We start from the raw sequence: 20,916 nt of genomic DNA, 5'->3' as shown, positions 1-20,916 counted from the left end.
TGTATTTGAGCCAAATCTCAAATGGTACAATCCAGGCTCTTTTTCTCGGGCCTGGACGATCATGTTTTCAATAAAAAAAATTTGCGCACTTGCATTGTTGCTAGTGTCAATTTCTTCATCAGTACATGCTGATAACGCACCCAATCCTGCATCCTTTGCCAGCTTTCGCAAGCAGTTCAAGACTCAGGTGGCTTATGAGGGGAATGATCGTAGCCCTGTAGGTAATTCACCAGACAATGTATTTAAATCTGTGCAGTATCAGTCAGCAGTAGGGCAGCTTGCTGCCATGTTGACTCCCGACCCCAAGGATGGGAAAAAACACCCGGCCATCATCTGGATTACAGGCGGCGATTGCAATTCGATTGATGGAACAACTTTATCCCAGGCTAGTCCCAGAACTAATGACCAGTCTGCTGCGGCTTACCGCAAAGCGGGTATCGTGATGATGTTCCCGACTTTGCGCGGTGGTAATGACAATCCAGGTAAGCATGAGGCGCATTTTGGTGAGATTGATGATGTGCTGGCAGCGGCAGATTATCTGGCCCAGCAACCCTGGGTAGATCCATCGCGTATTTATCTTGGTGGCCATAGCACTGGCGGTACTCTGGTATTGATGGTGGCTGAGGCTAGCAAACGCTTCAGGGCAGTTTTTTCATTTGGCCCGGTCGCTGAGTTGCGTCAATACGGGAAAATGATGCCGGTTAATTACGACAAGATGAGTAGTGCGGACTTGCTGGCTCGCGCACCATATTACTGGCTGCCATCTGTCGCAAGCCCTTTATTTGTTATTGAGGGGGTGGATGGAAATATCCAATCTCTGGAGTCGCTTCGCAGTAAATCCCGCAATCCCTATATCAAATTCTTATCGATCAAAGGAGCTTCACATTTTACGATTCTGGCTCCTGGTAACGATCTGATCGCCAGAAAAATTCTGCTGGATGATGGGTCTGCCAGCAACATCAGCCTGACAGAAGGTGAAATGATCAACGAGCTGTCAAAAAAATAGTTAACAAGACAGACTTCTAAAAGGCGCGTGATGCGCCTTTTTTCATGATGGAGTGCGTACTGCTTGTACGCTAATATGTGCAAACATTCGAACTATTAGCGAAACGGGATTGGCATGTCAGAAAATATTCGACCTGAGCCGGGATTTAATACCAGCATCATCCACAATGAATATGTTGCACCAGAAGGTTTTGCTGCCTTTCCTGTCGGCATACATCATGCATCTACTGTCTTGTTTGAAAATGTCGCCGCCATGCGCGAGCGTAGCTGGCAGGATAAGTCGGCGTATACTTATGGTCTGCATGGTACACCGACCAGTTTTACCCTGGAAGCCAGGCTGGCGCAGATAGAGAAAGGCAACTTCTGCCTGCTTGCACCCAGTGGCCTCGCAGCGATCACCTTGGTAGATATGGCTTTCCTGCAGAGTGGTGATCATGTTCTGATACCGGACAATGCCTACGGCCCCAACCGTGACCTGGCAGATTGGTTATCGCGCAGTTTCGGTATCAGTGTGCAGTATTATGACCCCTTGATTGGTGCTGGTATCGCAGCATTGATAGCAGAAAATACCCGCCTGATCTGGGTGGAGGCACCGGGTTCTGTGTCAATGGAAGTACCGGATGTGCCCGCAATATGCATTGCTGCCCATGCGCGCGGGGTATTGGTGGCGATGGACAATACCTGGTCGGCAGGGCTTGCGTTCTCTGCTCTTGAGCATGGAGTGGATATCATCATGCAGGCGCTGACCAAATACCAGAGTGGTGGTTCGGATGTCTTGATGGGAGCTGTCATTACCCGTGACAAGGCACTGAATACCCGGTTGCAACTGGCGCACATGCGTCTGGGCTTTGGTATTGGCATGGACGACGTCTATCTGGTACTGCGCAATTTGCCGACGCTGCAACTGCGTTTTAATGCACACGATCAAAGTGCACGCAAAATTGCTGCGTGGTTAGCCCGGCGACCAGAGATCAGCAAGGTTTTGCATCCAGCCTTGCCAGATTGTCCTGGGCATGAAATCTGGCAGCGTGATTTTACCGGGGCAGGCGGCTTGTTTTCGGTGCTATTGGATGCGAAGTATACTGAAGAGCAAACCGACCGCTTCGTCGATAGCCTGAAACTGTTCAAGTTGGGTTATAGCTGGGGTGGGGCGCATAGTTTATGCGTGCCTTATCGCATGCAGTATATGCGTAGCAACTGGACAGAGTCAGGGACTTTGGTACGTTTCAATATAGGCCTGGAAGATACGCAAGACCTGATTGCCGATATAGAGCAGGCTTTGATGACGCTGGAGTAAAGACAATGGCTGCCAGTTTGTTATTCAGGCAGCCTTCGTTTTACTAAATAAAGACTTATTTACTGGCACTGCTTGCTGCTGCTTCAGATGCTGGCGCGGCACTTGCGCTCGCTTCAGATGCGGCAACTGGCAGGCTTGCCGGAGCAGGAGCGGTGGCACTGGCGGAAGCGGAATGAACCTCGGTTGGATTATGGCCGGCTGCTTCACCTTGCATATCGACTTTGTCACCCGCTTTAAAAATCAGGAACAGGGCAGCGGCTGCAAAAATAATAAAGCCGACGAGAATTTTCCACATAATTGTCTCCAGAGTTGAGCTTATAAGATGGACTAAGCTTAGAGGAGCTTGCTTACATCATTCTTGCATGTTCATGCAATGAAAGAAAAACCAAATAAAAAAGAGTGAATTTCCATGGAAATTCACTCTTTTTCAATCCATCCCTGCAAGCAGGGATGGGTTTGCTCTAAGCTTAGGCTGCCAGCAATTGGCGCAAGACGAATGGCAAGATGCCGCCATGTTTGTAGTAGTCAACTTCGATAGGTGTATCGATGCGCAGCAAGACTTTGACTTCCTTCTTCTCACCGTTGGCACGGTTGATGACCAGAGTCACTTCTTGCTGTGGCTTGATTTCATCTTCTATACCTTTGAGATCAAAGGATTCATTGCCAGTGATGCCCAACGTATCAACACTGTCAGTGCCGATGAATTGCAGTGGCAATACACCCATGCCAACCAGGTTGGAGCGGTGGATACGTTCAAAAGAACGGCCGATGACAGCTTTGACGCCCAGCAATTGCGTCCCTTTTGCAGCCCAGTCACGGGAAGAACCCGTACCGTATTCTTCGCCGCCGAAAATCATGGTTGGCGTGCCTTCAGCAACATACTTCATTGCGGCATCGTAAATGGCCATCGGTTCGCCGGTTGGCTGGAACAGGGTTTCGCCGCCTTCAACGCGGGAACCGTCTTCTTTTGCCGGGATCATGAGATTTTTGATGCGGACGTTGGCAAACGTGCCGCGCATCATGATTTCATGGTTGCCACGACGTGAGCCGTAGGAGTTGAAATCGGCTTTCAAGACGCCGTTTTCTTTCAGCCATTTACCGGCAGGGCTGGATTCCTTGATGGAGCCAGCTGGGGAGATATGGTCAGTCGTGATGGAGTCGCCGAATACGCCCAGTGCACGCGCACCAGTGATACCTGTCGCGGCGGCTTTTGGTTCCATCGTGAAGTCAGCAAAGAATGGTGGCTCAGCGATATAGGTGGAAGTAGGCCAGTTATAGACTTCACCTTCTGCAACACCCTGGATGTTTTCCCACAGCTTGCCTGGTGCGCCTTTGACGTCAGCGTAGTTTTCCTTGAAAGTCTTGGAATTCATCGCAAATTTCATCAGCTTGTTGATTTCTGCACTGGTAGGCCAGATGTCGCCGAGGAAAATGTCCTTGCCTTTAACGCGGCCAACTGGCTCTGTCATCAGGTCGCGTGTCATATTGCCAGCAATGGCGTAAGCAACCACCAAAGGAGGGGAGGCCAGGAAGTTGGAGCGGATATTCGGATGAATACGTGCTTCAAAGTTACGGTTGCCGGACAGAACTGCAGATGCGACGACGTCGTTGGCAACAATTGCTTCATTCATTGCAGGTGTCAGGTCACCGGCATTGCCGATACAGGTTGTACAACCGTAGGCTGTGACGCCGAAGCCGAGTTTTTCCAGGTAAGGCAACAAACCTGCTGCTTCCAGGTATTTGGTCACAACGCGCGAGCCAGGAGCCAGCGAAGTTTTGATATGTGGGGCCACTTTCAAGCCGGCTTCAACGGCTTTCTTGGCCAGCAAACCAGCTGCCAGCAAGACGCTAGGATTGGATGTGTTGGTGCAGGATGTAATCGCAGCGATCAATACGTCGCCGTTTTTGACTTTTACGCCATCAGTGTTGGTGTAGACCGCATCCAGATCTTCTGCCTTTTTGTTGAAGCCATTTTCAGAAGTTGGTTTCGAGAACAGGTCTGCAAAAGTCGATTTGACGTTACCGATTTCAATACGATCTTGTGGGCGTTTAGGGCCAGCCAGAGATGGTGCAACGGTGGACAGATCAAGGCTGATTTCTGTCGTGTAGTCGATGTCGCCAGCAGCAGGGATGCCAAACATTTTCTGGGCTTTGAAATAGCCTTCGAATGCGTCTATTTCTGCCTTGGTGCGGCCTGTGCCTTTGAAGTAGTCGATAGTCGCTTCATCAACCGGGAAGAAGCCCATGGTGGCGCCGTATTCTGGTGCCATGTTGGCGATGGTGGCGCGGTCTGTCAGGGACAGGGAGCGTGTGCCTTCGCCAAAGAATTCAACAAACTTGCCAACAACCTTGGCTTTGCGCAGCAATTCGGTAATTGTCAGTACCAGATCCGTTGCCGTACAACCTTCGCGCAATGCGCCAGTCAGGTTCACGCCAACCACGTCAGGTGTCAGGAAATAGACCGGTTGACCCAGCATGCCGGCTTCGGCTTCAATACCGCCCACGCCCCAGCCGACGACACCAATACCATTGATCATGGTGGTGTGGGAGTCCGTACCTACCAGTGTGTCTGGATAGAAGACTTCATTTTTCTTGGCATCTTTGATTTTGTGTACGCCGCGTGCGAGGTATTCCAGATTGACCTGATGGACGATACCAAAGCCTGGAGGAACCACGCCAAAAGTATCAAATGCCTGCATGCCCCATTTCATGAACTGGTAACGCTCGTTATTGCGTTGGAATTCCAGTTTCATGTTCAGGTCCAGCGCTTTCTTTTCGCGGAAATGATCGATCTGCACGGAGTGATCGACGACCAGATCAACCGGAACCAATGGCTCGATATTTTTTGGATTTTTGCCTTGCTTGGCAGCGACGTTGCGCATCGCAGCCAGGTCAGCCAGCAAAGGGACGCCGGTAAAATCTTGCAGGACAACTCGGGATACGACGAAAGGGATTTCGTCCGTGCGGGCTGCAGTTGCACCCCAGTTCGCAAGCTGCTTGACGTGCTCTTCGGTGACTTTTTTGCCGTCGCAGTTACGCAGTACCGATTCCAGCACGATACGGATGGAGACTGGCAGGCGTGAGATTTTTACGCCGAGATTTTTTTCCAGTGCAGGCAGGGAAAAGAACTTGCCTTTCTTGGTGTCTGAAATTTTAAAATCTTTCAGGGTTTTGAATGCATCTTTGTACGCATTTTGGCTCATGGCTCTTCCTCTTATTTACAAAAATCAACGATCAAAAAATAATTACATTAAATTACTGCAATATCCACTCAATACCCACTCAACTCCATCCGGTCATACTGAGCAAATATTGCGTGTTATGGCACTAGAACTTACTTGACTGGCGCTGCACCGGTGGCGCTGCTATTCACTTCTGCCAGTGATGCTGCTTCTGTCTTGCATTCATTGGCCAATTGCTGGCCCTTGTGAGAATCCAGTAATAAACCTTTGGCGGGAATGCCTATCCAGACAAATCCAGACTTGCGGTTTTCAAAGCGCACGGCACCTGTAGTGGTATCGACTTTAGTCAGGCGGTACAGGCGTTTTTTCCAGCGCATGGCCACGTGGTCAGCATCTTCTGGATTGGTGTACATGGTCAGGGAGTTGCCGAGTTCGCACTTGTAGTCGAAATTTTTGTGCGATGCCACGTCTGGTTCTGGCTCGTCATCTTCTTTTGTTGCCTGGGTGGCTGCAGGTTTTGCTGCCTTTGCCGTGGATTTGGTTTTGCTGCGTGGCGCTTCCACCGCATGGGCATTGGCCACAAGGATGGTGCATGCGGCAAATGCCAGGCTGATAAAAGAAAGTAATTTCATGGTGTCTCCTAGATTAACTCTTGTGTTGCTGCTGGTAAAACAAATGACCCGGACTGGGCACGTTTTAAAATTGTCCAATAATAACGGTAACTGGCTCTGTCATGTAACTGTCCTTGCCATTGTATGGGCCCCCAGTCCTGTTTTTTTGCCTGACTCAGGATGCCTACGGCATCATGGATGTCGTTTTCATCAGGCGTAAATGCCTCAATGATGGGGCGTATCTGATCTGGATGTATGCTCCACATGCGTGTGTAGCCGCACTCACTGGCTGCGCGATGTGCGTCATTCGCCACGACGCTGGCGTCTTTGATCTCGGTGGTAACATTGTGTGAGGCTACCTTGCCGTAGCGATGACAGGCTGCAGCAATCTCAAGCTTGGCCCGCAAGACCAGGGGGTGGCTGAACTGCCCAGGTGAGCGCATCGCCGATGCAGGTATGGCACCAAAATGGGCGGACACAAAATCCATCAAACCAAATGACAGGCATTCTACCTGGGGCAGGGTGGCAATTTGCTGCACTTCTGCCAGCGCGCCATGGCTTTCTATCAAGACGTGGACAGGGACCAGTTGGCCATCAGTTCTTTTGCCAACATGATTAATGCGCTGAAGAGCAGTCTGCAATTCGGCAACATTGTTGATTTTTGGTAGAACCAGATAAGCGAGTTTGTCTGCACATGCAGGGAGGATGATTTCCAGGTCTTGCTCAAATGCGGGGTGATGTACATCATGCACCCGCACGCCCAGGCGCTGATAATGATTATCTGTACTGTTCACCAAACTGGTGACCAGATTTGCGTGGTTGATCTCGTTGCCAGCGGCCGCGCCGTCTTCGCAATCGAGAGTGATGTCAAAAACTCCACCCAGTTCCTGTTGTAGCGCAATCGATTTGCGCATCAATTTTTCAGATCCTGCGTAATGGTCGCAGACCGGTAATATAACCGGTAGAGTTTGATCCTGAAAAAGTACTGTAGATGGGTGCATTACTTAATATATCGTCGTGAATCAAGGCAGATTCCAGCGAGTGCCGGAACCTGCCCCCTTACCTGATTAACCTACCAGGTGTTTGACGCCATCACGCTCTTCTTGCAATTCTTTGAGTGTGATGTTGATGCGTTCACGGGAAAACTCGTCGATTTCCAGACCTTGAACGATAGTGTATTCGCCGTTTTCTGTTGTCACAGGGAAGCCGAACATGGTGCCTTCAGGGATGTCATAAGAGCCATCGGAAGGGATACCCATTGTTGTCCATTTACCATTTGTGCCCAGCAACCAGTCACGTACGTGGTCGATTGCTGCGTTCGCTGCAGAAGCTGCAGAAGAAAGGCCGCGTGCTTCGATAATTGCTGCGCCGCGTTTGCCAACTGTAGGCAGGAATACATCCTTGTTCCAGACTTGATCATTGATCAGGTCTTTGACAGATGCGCCGTCAACTGTCGCGAAGCGATAGTCAGCGTACATGGTTGGGGAGTGATTGCCCCATACGCACAGTTTTTCAACTGCGGCCACTGGCTTGCCAACTTTGGCTGCCACTTGAGACAAGGCGCGGTTGTGATCCAGGCGCAGCATTGCTGTGAAGTTTTTCGCTGGCAGGGAAGGTGCCGATTTCATCGCGATGTAAGCATTGGTATTGGCTGGGTTACCAACGACCAGAACTTTAACGTTGCGGGATGCTACTGCATCCAGTGCCTTGCCTTGTACAGTGAAAATCTGCGCGTTGGCTTCCAGCAGATCTTTGCGTTCCATGCCTGGGCCGCGAGGACGCGCACCAACCAGCAGGGCGACGTCGATATCTTTGAACGCTGTCATTGGATCGCTGTGAGCTGTCATGCCAGCCAACAGTGGGAATGCGCAGTCGTCGATTTCCATCATTACGCCTTTCAGCGCTTTCTGGGCTTTTTCGTCAGGAATTTCCAATAATTGCAGAATCACTGGCTGGTCTTTGCCCAGCATGTCGCCATTGGCGATACGGAACAGAAGGGAATAGCCAATTTGGCCTGCGGCGCCGGTGACAGCTACGCGCATAGGGGATTTCGCCATGATGCATCTCCGAAGTGGTGTGAAAACGATGTTCAAACAATTGCAGCGACTGATAAGCCGACGCTATGTAAAACACTTAATGATACCGTTGAAAGCGCTGTCAGTCAGCCAAAATCCGCTGCAAACATGTTTTCGTCCTTTACATTGAAAGCGTTCGAACTATATTGCTTGGTGTGACTGCTTTGTGACAGATTAATAGTTGAGGGCGGCCCGATGCAGACTTCAACTATTGTTTGTACGGGAGTGTAGGTCGTGCGGGGCTAAGTGTCAATCAATATCTTATGTCTTATATAAGACATATCACTTAGTTTTTGTTCTGGACGTGCTGGGTAGTTTTGTGGTGAAATTGCAGTCTATGAACGCTATCATACCAACCGCAAATAATCCGATTGCTACCCCGGTTACTCCAGGTGCTGGCGTCGGTGCATCGTCTTTGAGTGCTTCTCCCACCTTTAGTCCATTATATCAACAGATCAAGGCACTGATTACCCAGAGCCTGCAATCTGGCGAATGGAAACCGGGCGAGTTGATCCCCAGTGAGATGGAGTTGGCCAGTCGCTTCAAGGTCAGTCAGGGTACGGTGCGCAAGGCGATTGATGAGTTGTCGGCTGAAAACCTGGTGGTGCGTCGGCAGGGTAAGGGTACTTTTGTCGCCACCCACCATGAGGCGCGTTCCCAGTTTCGCTTCTTGCGTTTGGCGCCTGATGAGGGTGTGCCACATTATCCGGAGAATCGCATCATTGAAGTAAAGCGTATGCGTGCACCGGCAGAAGTGGCGCGTTTGCTCGATATCAAATCTGGTGATTCCGTCGTTTTTATTCGGCGTGTTCAATCTTTTTCTGGTGTCCCCACTATTCTTGATGACCTGTGGTTGCCCGGCTCCATCTTCAAAGGTCTGACGGCTGAGCGTCTGAATGAATACAAGGGGCCTATGTACGGTTTATTTGAAACTGAATTTGGCACGCACATGATACGGGCTTCCGAGCAAATCCGGGCAGTTTGCGCAGATGCAGCGATAGCCGGTTTGCTGAACGTTGATGCTGGCACGCCTTTGCTCAATGTGGAGCGTGTTTCTTTTACTTATGGCGACAAGCCGGTTGAGTTGCGCCGTGGTTTATATCTGACGATGAATCATCACTACAGAAATGAATTGAGCTAAATCAATCAGGTATTTGATTTGCTGTGGTTTTTGGATGTGAAAAGTCTCGTGATCTGCAATTTCGCTGGCTCTGCGTGTACACAGCTTTAGGTTTAAGATAGCGATATTTTGTTAATCGTGATGATTTTTGTTGGTGCAATGCACCAAAATGAGCGAAAATTGCAAGGTTTATGTACAGACTAGTTAATGGGGAGATTATTTATGTCTGAAGTTGTAAGAACCAAGCCACGCTTTGGTGTAATGCGCTTGATAGATGCAACCGGTTACCGGTTGCCGCTGGCAGGCTTTGTTTCCATCTTGCACCGGGCAAGTGGAATGCTGATGTTCTTGTTGTTGCCATTCATCTTGTATCTGCTCGATAAGAGTTTGACATCAGAAGCAACATTTGCCGAATTGCAGGCATTGGCATCTGGTGTTTTCGTCAAGCTGATCATCCTGGCTTTGTCGTGGGCTTATCTGCACCATTTCTGCGCTGGTATCCGCCACTTGCTGATGGATTTGCACTACGGTCTCGACAAGGACAGTGCACGTCAGTCAGCGGTGAGTGTGTTGGCGATCAGTCTTGTGCTGGCAGCATTGGTAGCCATGAAACTGTTCGGAGTATTTTAAAAATGGCAAATAATAATATTGGACCAAAGCGCCTGGTCGTGGGAGCAAGTTACGGTTTGCGTGACTGGCTGGCGCAGCGTGTTACTGCCATCGTCATGGCAACGTACACCGTCATTTTGCTGGGTTTGTTTTTGACGGGCAAAAACTTCAATCAGGCTGCCTGGGCTGGCATATTTGCCATGCAATGGTTCAAGCTGGCGACTTTCTCTGTTGTCATCTGCCTGCTGTATCACGCCTGGGTTGGTATGCGTGATATCTGGATGGATTATGTGACGCACAACGTATTTGTTCGTCTGGTATTTCAAGTTGCCACTATTCTGTGGCTGATTGCTTGTGCTGGCTATGCTGCACAGATTTTGTGGAGAGTATAAAAGTGGCTGCAATTAAATCCACAATCCCAAGCCGCCGTTTTGATGCGGTCATCGTTGGTGCCGGTGGCTCCGGCATGCGCGCTTCGCTGCAATTGGCAGAAGCTGGTCTGAATGTTGCCGTACTGTCTAAAGTATTTCCTACCCGTTCTCATACGGTGGCTGCGCAGGGCGGTATTGGTGCTTCCCTGGGCAATATGTCCGAAGACAACTGGTACTGGCATATGTTTGACACGGTCAAGGGTTCTGATTACCTGGGTGACCAGGATGCGATCGAATTCATGTGCCGTGAAGCACCAAAGGTCGTGTATGAGCTTGAACATTTCGGTATGCCTTTTGACCGTAATGCGGATGGCACGATTTATCAGCGTCCTTTTGGTGGCCACACTGCCAATTTTGGTGAAAAACCAGTGCAGCGTGCCTGTGCTGCAGCTGACCGTACCGGTCATGCCTTGCTGCATACTTTATATCAACGTAACGTCCGCGCACGTACCCATTTCTTTGTTGAGTGGATGGCAATCGACCTGATCCGTGATGCAGAAGGTGATGTGTTGGGCGTTGTCGCGCTGGAGATGGAAACTGGCGAAGTCATGATGCTGGAAGCCAAAACCACGATATTTGCAACTGGCGGCGCTGGTCGTATCTGGGCTGCTTCTACTAATGCATTTATCAATACCGGTGACGGTATGGGTATGGCTGCTCGCGCTGGTTTGCCACTCGAAGATATGGAGTTCTGGCAATTCCACCCGACCGGTGTTGCCGGTGCTGGTGTCCTGATTACTGAGGGTGTGCGAGGTGAGGGCGGTATTTTGGTGAATAGCCAGGGCGAGCGCTTCATGGAGCGTTATGCGCCTACACTGAAAGATCTGGCCCCACGCGACTTTGTTTCCCGTTCCATGGATCAGGAAATTAAGGAAGGCCGTGGCTGTGGTCCGAATAAAGATCACGTCATGCTGGACCTGCGTCATATCGGTGCTGACACCATTCAAAAACGTTTGCCATCGATTCTGGAAATTGCGCACAAGTTTGCCAATGTGGATGCAACCAAGGAACCGATTCCTGTCGTTCCTACGATCCACTATCAGATGGGCGGTATCCCGACCAATATCTATGGTCAGGTAGTTGCTCCGAAAAACGGTGGCAGCGAAATCGTCAATGGCCTGTATGCAATTGGTGAATGTGCCTGTGTATCTGTGCATGGTGCAAACCGTCTGGGTACGAACTCCCTGCTTGATTTGCTGGTGTTTGGCCGTGCAGCGGGTAATCATGTGGTTGCAAGTAACCTCAAGGCTCGCAGCAATAAAGATTTGCCTGCTGATGCAGCTGATCTGGCGCTGTCACGTTTGTCCAAGCTGGAAACCAGTACGGGTTCCGAGCGCGTGCAAGATGTTGCCAATGCGATTCGCGGCACCATGCAGCAGTACTGCGGCGTGTTCCGTACTGATGAATTGCTGCAAACCGGCTACAAGAAAATTATGGAGCTTGATGAGCGTCGCAAGCATGTTTCTTTCAAGGATAAATCCAAGGTCTTCAATACTGCCCGTGTAGAAGCACTGGAACTGGATAATCTGATCGAAACAGCCAAGGCAACGATCACATCCGCTGCCGCCCGTAAAGAATCCCGAGGCGCACATGCGCACCGCGATTACGAACAGCGCGACGACGTGAACTGGATGAAGCATACCTTGTGGTATTCCGAAGGCAATCGCCTCGACTACAAGCCAGTCGTGACCAAACCACTGACTGTAGAAACCTTCAAGCCTAAAGCCCGTACATTCTAAAGAGATACCGATATGGCACGTACACTGAAATTTAAAATCTATCGCTACGATCCGGACAAGGACGCCAAGCCTTACATGCAGGACTTGACCGTTGAGTTGCAAGACACTGACAAGATGTTGTTGGATGCCTTGCAACGCATCAAGTCTGATGTTGATGATTCTCTTGCGCTGCGCCGCTCATGCCGTGAAGGTGTGTGTGGTTCTGATGCAATGAACATCAATGGCAAAAATGGTCTGGCTTGCACCACCAATCTGAATGAATTGACTGAGCCCATCGTCTTGCGCCCTTTGCCAGGCTTGCCTGTTATTCGCGACTTGATCGTGGATATGACGCAATTCTTCAAGCAATACAATTCGATCAAGCCTTACCTGATGAATGATTCCATTCCTCCGGAAAAAGAACGCCTGCAGTCTCCTGCCGAACGTGAAGAGCTTGATGGTCTGTATGAGTGCATTCTGTGCGCATGCTGCTCGACTTCATGCCCATCTTTCTGGTGGAATCCTGATAAATTCGTCGGTCCGGCAGGTTTGCTGCAGGCTTATCGCTTTATTGCCGATTCACGTGATCAGGCAACTGGCGAACGTCTTGATAATCTGGAAGATCCTTATCGCTTGTTCCGTTGCCACACGATCATGAATTGCGTGGATGTCTGTCCTAAAGGTCTGAATCCTACCCGTGCTATCGGTAAGATTAAAGAACTCATGGTCCGTCGCGCGGTCTAAGTTGTTGTTCGTCAGCGATGCTCCTCAGGGGTATCGCTGCTATTTCATGCGGTTTTCCAGGCGAGCTGAGAGCCGCATGAAATAGTCAGTATGGAAGAGAATTAATTATGTCTGAGTCACAAGCTATATCCCATCAAAGCGACCCGGTAAAGCGGGCAAGGCTGCGGTGGCGGGCAAGGCGCGGTTTGCTGGAAAACGATCTGATCTTGACACGTTTTCTTGACGCCAATGAAGAATCCCTGACAGATGAGGAAGTGGATGCCTTCAGCCGCCTGATGGAGTTGCCGGACAATACATTAATGGATCTGATCATGGCCAAGACAAAACCGGAAGCCGAAGTCGATCTGCCTCATGTACATGCATTATTGCTGCGCCTGCAAACGGCGTAAGTCAATTTGATTTCTTGTGTTTTTTTGATTAACGACTCACCTCTTATCTGAAGGAAGAGCCATGACAAATTCTGAAACAAAAGCCACCCTATCATTCTCCGATGGCTCACCAGCCCTGGAAATGCCGATTTACAAGGGCTCTATTGGTCCCGATGTCATCGACATCCGTAAATTGTATGGTTCTACCGGCATGTTCACCTATGATCCAGGTTTCATGTCCACGGCAGCCTGTAATTCTTCCATTACTTACATCGATGGCGACAAAGGCGAGCTGCTGTACCGCGGCTATCCTATCGAGCAACTGGCAGTCAATGGTGGCGACTTCCTGGAAACCTGCTACCTGTTGCTGAATGGCGAATTGCCTAATGCAGACCAGAAGAAAGAATTTGTAGCGACTGTCACCAATCACACCATGGTGCACGAGCAGATGCAATTCTTCTTCCGCGGCTTCCGCCGTGATGCGCATCCTATGTCGGTATTGGTTGGTACAGTAGGTGCATTGGCATCCTTCTACCATGATTCGCTGGATATTAATGACCCGCATCACCGCGAAGTGTCAGCTATCCGCCTGATCGCCAAGATGCCTACACTGGTTGCTATGGCGTACAAATATTCCATCGGCCAGCCTTTCGTGTATCCACGCAATGACTTGTCTTATAGCGCGAACTTCATGCACATGATGTTCTCTACACCATGTGAGCCATACAAAACCAATGAAGTGCTGGTGCGCGCTCTGGATCGTATCCTGATCCTGCACGCAGATCACGAGCAAAATGCTTCTACATCGACGGTCCGTCTGGCAGGTTCTTCTGGTGCCAATCCATTTGCCTGTATCGCTGCTGGTATCGCTTGCCTGTGGGGCCCTGCCCACGGCGGTGCAAATGAAGCTGCATTGAGCATGCTGGAAGAAATCGGCAGCGTCGATAATATTCCTGAGTTCATCGCTCAGGTCAAAGACAAAAATTCTGGTGTCAAGCTGATGGGCTTTGGTCACCGTGTTTACAAAAACTATGACCCACGTGCCAAACTGATGCGTGAAACTTGCTATGAAGTGCTGCAAGAACTAGGTCTGCAAGATGATCCACTGTTCAAGCTGGCCATGGCACTGGAAAAAATCGCTCTGGAAGACGAGTACTTCGTCAGCCGCAAACTGTATCCTAACGTCGATTTCTACTCTGGTATCGTACAACGTGCACTGGGCATCCCAACTGCATTGTTCACCGGTATCTTTGCCTTGGCGCGTACAGTAGGCTGGATCGCTCAGTGGAAAGAAATGATTTCTGATCCTGAGCAAAAAATCGGTCGCCCACGTCAGTTGTTTGTTGGCGCGGCCAAACGTGATGTGCCAGCTATAGATAAGCGTTAATTCGAAGCATTAATTCAAAACCTTGATTTAACGTTAATCTTTAGTCATTTTATGTTGTTGTAAAAAGCGAGTCTTTACGACTCGCTTTTTTTTTCTTCAGTAATTATGCTATGCTTCGCCACGAAAGTGATTTTTAGGAATAACTTTCGCGATTTAATCAAAAAACATATTTAAATGACATGCTTTTTGATTTAATCACGAGGATAGATTGAATTAAGCCCTTCCCCACAACTTGATGTGCAATCCGCTAACCGGTCAGGCCGTGTCGCGGAAGGTTAGATTAACCCGCTAATCTCGCGAAACGCGAAGAAAGGTGAGCAAGATGATGCAACAATATAACGCTAACTCGTACTTGTTCGGCGGCAATGCGCCGTATGTAGAAGAACTGTATGAGGCGTACCTGAATAATCCCGGTTCTGTTCCTGATAATTGGCGCGCGTATTTCGACGCCATGCAAAATGTGCCTGCTGTCGATGGCTCTGCCAAGCCAGACGTCGCCCACGCACCTGTTATTGCATCGTTTGCCGAACGTGCCAAACAAGGTCCGATACGCACAGTCAATGCGACTGCTGATGCTGAAATGGGACGCAAACGCGTCGCTGCCCAGCAACTGATCGCCGCTTACCGTTTCCTCGGCAGCCACTGGGCCAATCTGGACCCGCTGCAACGCCAGGAACGTCCAAGTATTCCAGAACTGGAACCAAGCTTCTATGGCTTTACCGATGCCGATATGGACATACAGTTCAATATCAGCAATACCTATTTCGGGCCAGAAACAGCATCATTGCGCGACCTTTTGAATGCCCTGCGTGACACTTATTGCCGCTCCATCGGCGCTGAGTTCATGTACATCAGCGACCCGACAGAAAAACGTTGGTTGCAACAAAAGCTGGAAGCAATACGCTCCACACCATCTTTCTCTCCTGAAAAGAAAAAGCACATCCTCGATCGCCTGACTGCGGCTGAAGGCCTGGAACGTTATCTGCATACCAAATACGTTGGTCAAAAGCGCTTCTCCCTGGAAGGCGGCGAAAGCTTTATCGCCTCCATGGATGAAACTATCCAGCGCGCCGGTGAGCGCGGTGTAGAAGAAATCGTTATCGGCATGGCCCACCGTGGCCGTCTGAACGTACTGGTCAATACCCTGGGCAAAATGCCTCAGGATCTGTTTGCTGAGTTTGAGGGTAAACATGGTGATGACTTGCCAGCTGGTGACGTTAAATACCATCAAGGCTTCTCCTCTGATATCTCGACTCCAGGCGGCCCGGTTCACTTGTCCCTCGCGTTCAACCCTTCCCACCTGGAAATCGTTAATCCAGTGGTTGAAGGCTCTGTCAAAGCACGTATGGATCGTCGCGGTGACAAAGATGGCTCACAAGTCTTGCCTATCCTGGTACACGGTGACGCCGCGTTTGCAGGGCAGGGCGTAGTCATGGAAACCCTGAACCTGGCGCAAACACGCGGCTATGGTACAGGTGGTACTGTGCATATCGTCATCAATAACCAGATCGGTTTCACGACTTCTGATCCACGCGATTCACGTTCTACGCTGTATTGTTCCGACGTTGTCAAAATGATCGAAGCACCGGTATTGCACGTCAATGCAGATGATCCTGAAGCCGTTGTCCTGGCGACTCAAATCGCTCTGGACTACCGTATGGAATTCAAGAAAGACGTTGTCGTTGATATCATCTGCTACCGCAAATTGGGTCACAACGAGCAAGATACACCTGCACTGACTCAGCCTTTGATGTACAAGAAGATTGGTCAGCATCCAGGCACGCGCCGTATGTATGCAGACAAATTGTCTGCGCAAGGTACTATCCCTGCGGATGGCGGCGATCAGATGGTCAAGGCTTACCGCGATGCCATGGATGCAGGCAAGCACACGCATGATCCTGTCATCTCCAACTTCAAGAACAAATACGCTGTTGACTGGATTCCTTTCCTCAACCGTAAATGGACAGATGCTGCTGACACAGCAGTGCCATCCACGGAATTGAAACGGCTGGCTGAACGTATCACTGTCGTACCTGAAGGCTTCAAGCCGCATAGCCTGGTAGAAAAAGTATTGGGTGACCGTGCAGCCATGGGCCGTGGTGACATGAACCTGGACTGGGGTATGGGCGAACATCTGGCCTATGCATCCTTGGTTTCTTCCGGTTATGCCATCCGTCTGACCGGCCAGGATGCAGGTCGCGGCACTTTCGTACACCGCCACGCTGTTTTGCATGATCAAAACCGTGAGCGCTGGGATGCGGGTACGTATATCCCTCTGCAAAACATTTCTGACAAGCAGGCACCATTCACTGTCATTGATTCCGTGTTGTCTGAAGAAGCGGTATTGGGCTTTGAATATGGTTACTCCACAGCAGAGCCAAATACCCTGACTATCTGGGAAGCACAATTCGGTGATTTCGCCAATGGTGCCCAGGTTGTTATCGATCAGTTCATCAGTTCTGGTGAAGTGAAATGGGGGCGCGCATCCGGTCTGGTCATGATGTTGCCACACGGTTATGAAGGCCAGGGTCCAGAGCATTCATCTGCACGCCCTGAGCGCTTCCTGCAACTGTGTGCTGACAATAATATGCAAGTGGTACAGCCTACGACTGCAGCGCAGATTTTCCATCTGTTGCGTCGTCAGATGATACGCATGTTCCGCAAACCTCTGGTTATCATGACACCTAAGTCCCTGTTGCGTAACAAGGATGCAGGTTCACCTTTGTCTGACCTGGCGAAGGGTAGCTTCCACACCGTTATCGGTGAAGTGGATGAAAAGATTGATGCGAAGAAAGTCAAACGTGTTGTCGCTTGCTCTGGCAAAGTGTATTTCGACCTGGTCAATGCACGTAAAGAGCGTGGTCAGACAGATACAGCGATTATCCGTGTTGAACAACTGTATCCTTTCCCGCATAAGAGTTTTGCCGCAGAATTGAAAAAATTCCCGAACATGGCGGAATTGGTCTGGGCACAAGACGAGCCGCAAAATCAGGGACCATGGTTCCAGATCCAGCACAATATTTTTGAAAGCCTGGAAGAAGGTCAAAAACTTGCTTATGCAGGTCGTCCAGCCAGTGCATCGCCTGCTGTCGGTTACTATGACAAGCACTATGCACAACAAAAAGCATTGCTGGAAACGGCATTTTCCAAACTCAAAGGCTTTGTCCTGACCAAATAATGACGCGATGCGGTACCAGAAGCTGGTACCGCATTTGGCTACCCGAATCGGAGAGTAAAAAATGGCAATTATCGAAGTAAAAGTTCCTCAGTTATCTGAGTCCGTCGCAGAAGCAACCCTGTTGTCCTGGCATAAAAAAGTTGGCGAAGCAGTTGGCCGTGACGAAAACCTGATCGACGTGGAAACTGACAAAGTCGTACTGGAGCTGCCAGCCCCAGATGCTGGCGTGATCACACAAATCATCAAGGGTGATGGCAGCACGGTTGTTGCTGGCGAAGTTATCGCTATCCTGGATACAGCCGCAAGTGCTGGTACTGCTGCAACTCCAGCAGCGGCACCAGTTGCTGCTGCGCCTGCCGCAGTTGCGGCAGCTTCTTCTGACGCAAAATCTTCTGCTGGCGTGGCAATGCCTGCAGCAGCAAAAATCCTGTCAGAAAATAATCTGATTGCAGCTCAAGTTGACGGCTCCGGCAAAGATGGCCGTGTTACCAAAGGTGATGCACTGGCAGCCGTAGCCGCTAAACCTGCTGCGGCACCAGTAGTTGCTCCTCTGGCTGCTCCTGCAGCTGGCAAGCCAGCACTACAACAAGTTGCTGCACCAGCTATCGCCAGCCTGGGTGACCGTCCTGAAGAGCGCGTACCGATGAGCCGTTTGCGTGCCCGTATCGCTGAACGTCTGGTGCAATCGCAATCGACCAACGCTATTTTGACAACTTTCAACGAAGTCAACATGGCACCTGTCATGGACTTGCGTAACAAGTACAAAGACAAATTTGAAAAAGAACACGGCGTGAAACTGGGTTTCATGTCCTTCTTCGTCAAGGCTGCCGTTGCTGCATTGAAAAAATACCCTATCATCAACGCCTCTGTTGACGGTAACGACATCGTCTACCACGGTTACTTCGACATCGGTATCGCAGTCGGTTCTCCACGCGGCCTGGTAGTACCTATCCTGCGCAATGCGGATCAAATGACGATTGCTGAGATCGAGAAGAAAATCGGTGAATTCGGTGCCAAGGCAAAAGACGGCAAACTGACACTGGACGATCTGTCTGGCGGTACTTTCTCCATCTCGAATGGTGGTACTTTCGGCTCCATGTTGTCTACACCTATTATCAACCCACCACAATCCGCAATTCTGGGCGTGCATGCGACCAAGGACCGTGCCGTGGTTGAAAATGGCCAGATCGTGATCCGTCCTATGAATTACCTGGCTATGTCTTATGACCATCGTATCATTGACGGTCGTGAAGCAGTTCTGGGTCTGGTGGCAATGAAAGACGCGCTGGAAGATCCAGCCCGCCTGTTGCTTGATCTGTAATTCAGGTTCAACCCACAAAGCGAGAATCATTCCGTGAATATCGCTGACGAAATCAAACGTCTGCACGAACTGCATCAGGCAGGAGTCCTGTCTGATGCAGAATTTGCACAAGCCAAAGCCAGATTGCTGGCAACTGGTGACACTTCCGCATCCGGCAATCAACAGAGCCAGGGCTTTAATCATTTGAACCAGTTCCGCCGGTCAAAACGTGACCAGTGGCTGGGTGGTATCTGTGGTGGTCTTGGACAGTTTACTGGCCTGGATTCCTGGATATGGCGTTTGATGTTTGTCTTCTTCAGTCTTTACTTTGGCGCTGGCGTAGTGGCTTATTTGCTGGCCTGGATTTTCATCCCCGAAGAGAGCTGAAAACTACAGGGCGAAGAGTGGACGTCACGACTGGATTCGGCGCTAAATTCATATACACAAAATCAGGACATTTTCATGAGCAAACAATTTGACGTCGTCGTTATCGGTGGTGGCCCTGGTGGCTACATCGCCGCAATCCGCGCTGCCCAACTGGGATTTTCTACCGCCTGTATCGATGCATGGACCAATGAAAAAGGTGGCCCGGCTCCAGGTGGTACATGCACCAACGTTGGTTGCATCCCATCCAAAGCGCTGTTGCAGTCTTCCGAGCATTATGAGCATGCTGGTCATGCTTTCGCTGATCACGGTATCAACGTACAAGGCCTGGGTCTGGATGTATCCAAGATGCTGGGTCGCAAGAACACTATCGTCAAGCAAAACAACGACGGTATCCTGTTCCTGTTTAAAAAGAACAAAGTCACTTTCTTCCATGGCCATGGTTCGTTTGTGAAAGGCGATGCAGCCGGTTACGAAATCAAGGTTGCTGGCAAAACAGAAGAAACCATTACTGGCAAACACATCATCGTGGCTACTGGCTCGAATGCACGTGCATTGCCTGGCGCAGCATTTGATGAAACAACCATCCTCTCGAATGACGGCGCATTGAAGATTGCTGAAGTGCCGAAAAAACTCGGCGTCATTGGCGCTGGTGTGATCGGCTTGGAAATGGGCAGCGTCTGGCGTCGTCTCGGTGCTGAAGTGACAGTACTGGAAGCATTGCCGACTTTCCTCGGTGCAGTGGATGAACAAATCGCTAAAGAAGCACACAAGCTGTTTGTCAAACAAGGTCTGTCCATCAACCTGGGCGTCAAGATAGGCGAAATCGTCAATGGTGGCAGCGATGTGACTGTCAACTACACTGACGACAAAGGCGCTGAGCACAAGGCAGTGTTCGACAAACTGATCATCTCTATTGGCCGTACACCTAACACCAATGGTTTGAATGCAGAAGCTGTTGGCCTGCAACTCGATGAACGTGGTTTCATCGCGGTTGATGGTGATTGCAAAACCAATCTGGCGAATGTTTGGGCTGTAGGCGACGTGGTACGTGGCCCTATGCTGGCACACAAGGCAGAAGAAGAGGGTGTTGCAGTGGCTGAACGTATCGCCGGTCAGCATGGTCATGTGAACTTCAATACCATCCCATGGGTCATCTACACATCTCCGGAAATCGCATGGGTAGGCCGCACTGAGCAACAATTGAAGGCTGATGGCGTGGCTTACAAAGCCGGTACTTTCCCATTCATGGCGAATGGCCGTGCCCGTGCGCTGGGTGATACTTCAGGTATGGTCAAGTTCCTGGCAGATGCCACGACAGATGAAATCCTGGGTGTGCACATCGTTGGTCCTATGGCATCTGAATTGATTTCCGAAGCCGTAGTGGCGATGGAATTCAAGGCGTCCGCAGAAGACATCGCCCGTATTTGTCATGCACATCCATCTCTGTCTGAGGCAACTAAAGAAGCAGCATTGGCAGTCGATAAGCGTTCATTGAATTTCTGAT

General features: G+C 50.1%; 18 protein-coding genes. 13 read left to right on the top strand and 5 right to left on the bottom strand.

What is annotated here, in order from left to right; translation table 11 throughout:
- The first annotated feature begins 61 nt into the window (after positions 1-61).
- On the top strand, positions 62-1,006 hold the full coding sequence (locus tag UNDKW_RS13655; protein ID WP_174247592.1) for a S9 family peptidase: 945 nt from the start codon (positions 62-64) through the stop codon (positions 1,004-1,006).
- 114 nt (positions 1,007-1,120) lie between these two features.
- Positions 1,121-2,302, top strand: a complete 1,182-nt coding sequence (locus tag UNDKW_RS13650; protein ID WP_162059138.1) for a cystathionine beta-lyase — start codon at positions 1,121-1,123, stop codon at positions 2,300-2,302.
- A gap of 55 nt (positions 2,303-2,357) precedes the next feature.
- Here the strand turns inward: UNDKW_RS13650 and UNDKW_RS13645 are convergent, their stop codons facing one another.
- The 5 genes from UNDKW_RS13645 to UNDKW_RS13625 form a co-directional block, all read right to left on the bottom strand.
- On the bottom strand, positions 2,358-2,597 hold the full coding sequence (locus tag UNDKW_RS13645) for a hypothetical protein (RefSeq protein ID WP_162059137.1): 240 nt from the start codon (positions 2,595-2,597) through the stop codon (positions 2,358-2,360).
- A 172-nt stretch (positions 2,598-2,769) separates the two neighbouring features.
- The gene (acnA, locus tag UNDKW_RS13640; protein WP_162059136.1) at positions 2,770-5,505 is read right to left on the bottom strand and encodes an aconitate hydratase AcnA; all 2,736 of its coding nucleotides are present in this window, start codon (positions 5,503-5,505) and stop codon (positions 2,770-2,772) included.
- A gap of 131 nt (positions 5,506-5,636) precedes the next feature.
- The gene (locus tag UNDKW_RS13635) at positions 5,637-6,116 is read right to left on the bottom strand and encodes a hypothetical protein (RefSeq protein ID WP_162041581.1); all 480 of its coding nucleotides are present in this window, start codon (positions 6,114-6,116) and stop codon (positions 5,637-5,639) included.
- A gap of 8 nt (positions 6,117-6,124) precedes the next feature.
- Complete coding sequence (locus tag UNDKW_RS13630; protein WP_162059135.1) at positions 6,125-7,096, bottom strand: CoA ester lyase; 972 nt, start codon at positions 7,094-7,096, stop codon at positions 6,125-6,127.
- A gap of 66 nt (positions 7,097-7,162) precedes the next feature.
- Positions 7,163-8,152 carry a malate dehydrogenase gene (locus UNDKW_RS13625; protein ID WP_162059134.1) on the bottom strand — a complete coding sequence of 330 codons (990 nt, stop codon included), beginning with the start codon at positions 8,150-8,152 and terminating at the stop codon, positions 7,163-7,165.
- Between the two features lie 355 nt (positions 8,153-8,507).
- On the opposite strand from UNDKW_RS13625, the gene UNDKW_RS13620 reads away from it, so the two are divergent.
- From UNDKW_RS13620 to lpdA, 11 genes are all read left to right on the top strand, one after another.
- Positions 8,508-9,311 carry a GntR family transcriptional regulator gene (locus tag UNDKW_RS13620; RefSeq protein WP_162059133.1) on the top strand — a complete coding sequence of 268 codons (804 nt, stop codon included), beginning with the start codon at positions 8,508-8,510 and terminating at the stop codon, positions 9,309-9,311.
- A gap of 201 nt (positions 9,312-9,512) precedes the next feature.
- On the top strand, positions 9,513-9,920 hold the full coding sequence (gene sdhC / locus UNDKW_RS13615) for a succinate dehydrogenase, cytochrome b556 subunit (RefSeq protein ID WP_162059132.1): 408 nt from the start codon (positions 9,513-9,515) through the stop codon (positions 9,918-9,920).
- Positions 9,921-9,922: 2 nt separating this feature from the next.
- On the top strand, positions 9,923-10,291 hold the full coding sequence (gene sdhD, locus UNDKW_RS13610) for a succinate dehydrogenase, hydrophobic membrane anchor protein (protein ID WP_162059131.1): 369 nt from the start codon (positions 9,923-9,925) through the stop codon (positions 10,289-10,291).
- Positions 10,292-10,293: 2 nt separating this feature from the next.
- Entirely contained in the window at positions 10,294-12,069 is a 1,776-nt protein-coding gene (sdhA, locus tag UNDKW_RS13605; protein ID WP_162041575.1) for a succinate dehydrogenase flavoprotein subunit, read from the top strand.
- Between the two features lie 12 nt (positions 12,070-12,081).
- Entirely contained in the window at positions 12,082-12,792 is a 711-nt protein-coding gene (locus UNDKW_RS13600; RefSeq protein ID WP_162059130.1) for a succinate dehydrogenase iron-sulfur subunit, read from the top strand.
- Positions 12,793-12,899: 107 nt separating this feature from the next.
- Positions 12,900-13,181, top strand: a complete 282-nt coding sequence (locus UNDKW_RS13595) for a succinate dehydrogenase assembly factor 2 (RefSeq protein WP_162041573.1) — start codon at positions 12,900-12,902, stop codon at positions 13,179-13,181.
- Between the two features lie 61 nt (positions 13,182-13,242).
- A complete protein-coding gene (gene gltA / locus UNDKW_RS13590) occupies positions 13,243-14,547 on the top strand; it encodes a citrate synthase (RefSeq protein ID WP_162041572.1) in 1,305 nt (434 codons plus the stop codon).
- A 322-nt stretch (positions 14,548-14,869) separates the two neighbouring features.
- On the top strand, positions 14,870-17,725 hold the full coding sequence (locus tag UNDKW_RS13585) for a 2-oxoglutarate dehydrogenase E1 component (protein WP_162059129.1): 2,856 nt from the start codon (positions 14,870-14,872) through the stop codon (positions 17,723-17,725).
- Between the two features lie 61 nt (positions 17,726-17,786).
- Positions 17,787-19,046, top strand: a complete 1,260-nt coding sequence (gene odhB / locus UNDKW_RS13580; RefSeq protein WP_162059128.1) for a 2-oxoglutarate dehydrogenase complex dihydrolipoyllysine-residue succinyltransferase — start codon at positions 17,787-17,789, stop codon at positions 19,044-19,046.
- A gap of 33 nt (positions 19,047-19,079) precedes the next feature.
- The gene (locus UNDKW_RS13575) at positions 19,080-19,412 is read left to right on the top strand and encodes a PspC domain-containing protein (protein WP_162059127.1); all 333 of its coding nucleotides are present in this window, start codon (positions 19,080-19,082) and stop codon (positions 19,410-19,412) included.
- A 75-nt stretch (positions 19,413-19,487) separates the two neighbouring features.
- A complete protein-coding gene (gene lpdA, locus UNDKW_RS13570; protein WP_162059126.1) occupies positions 19,488-20,915 on the top strand; it encodes a dihydrolipoyl dehydrogenase in 1,428 nt (475 codons plus the stop codon).
- Position 20,916: the final 1 nt, after the last annotated feature.

The sequence above is a fragment of the Undibacterium sp. KW1 genome, from assembly GCF_009937955.1.
In the GTDB taxonomy this organism is placed as follows: domain Bacteria; phylum Pseudomonadota; class Gammaproteobacteria; order Burkholderiales; family Burkholderiaceae_D; genus Undibacterium.
This window is presented reverse-complemented; position numbering and strand designations above follow the sequence as displayed.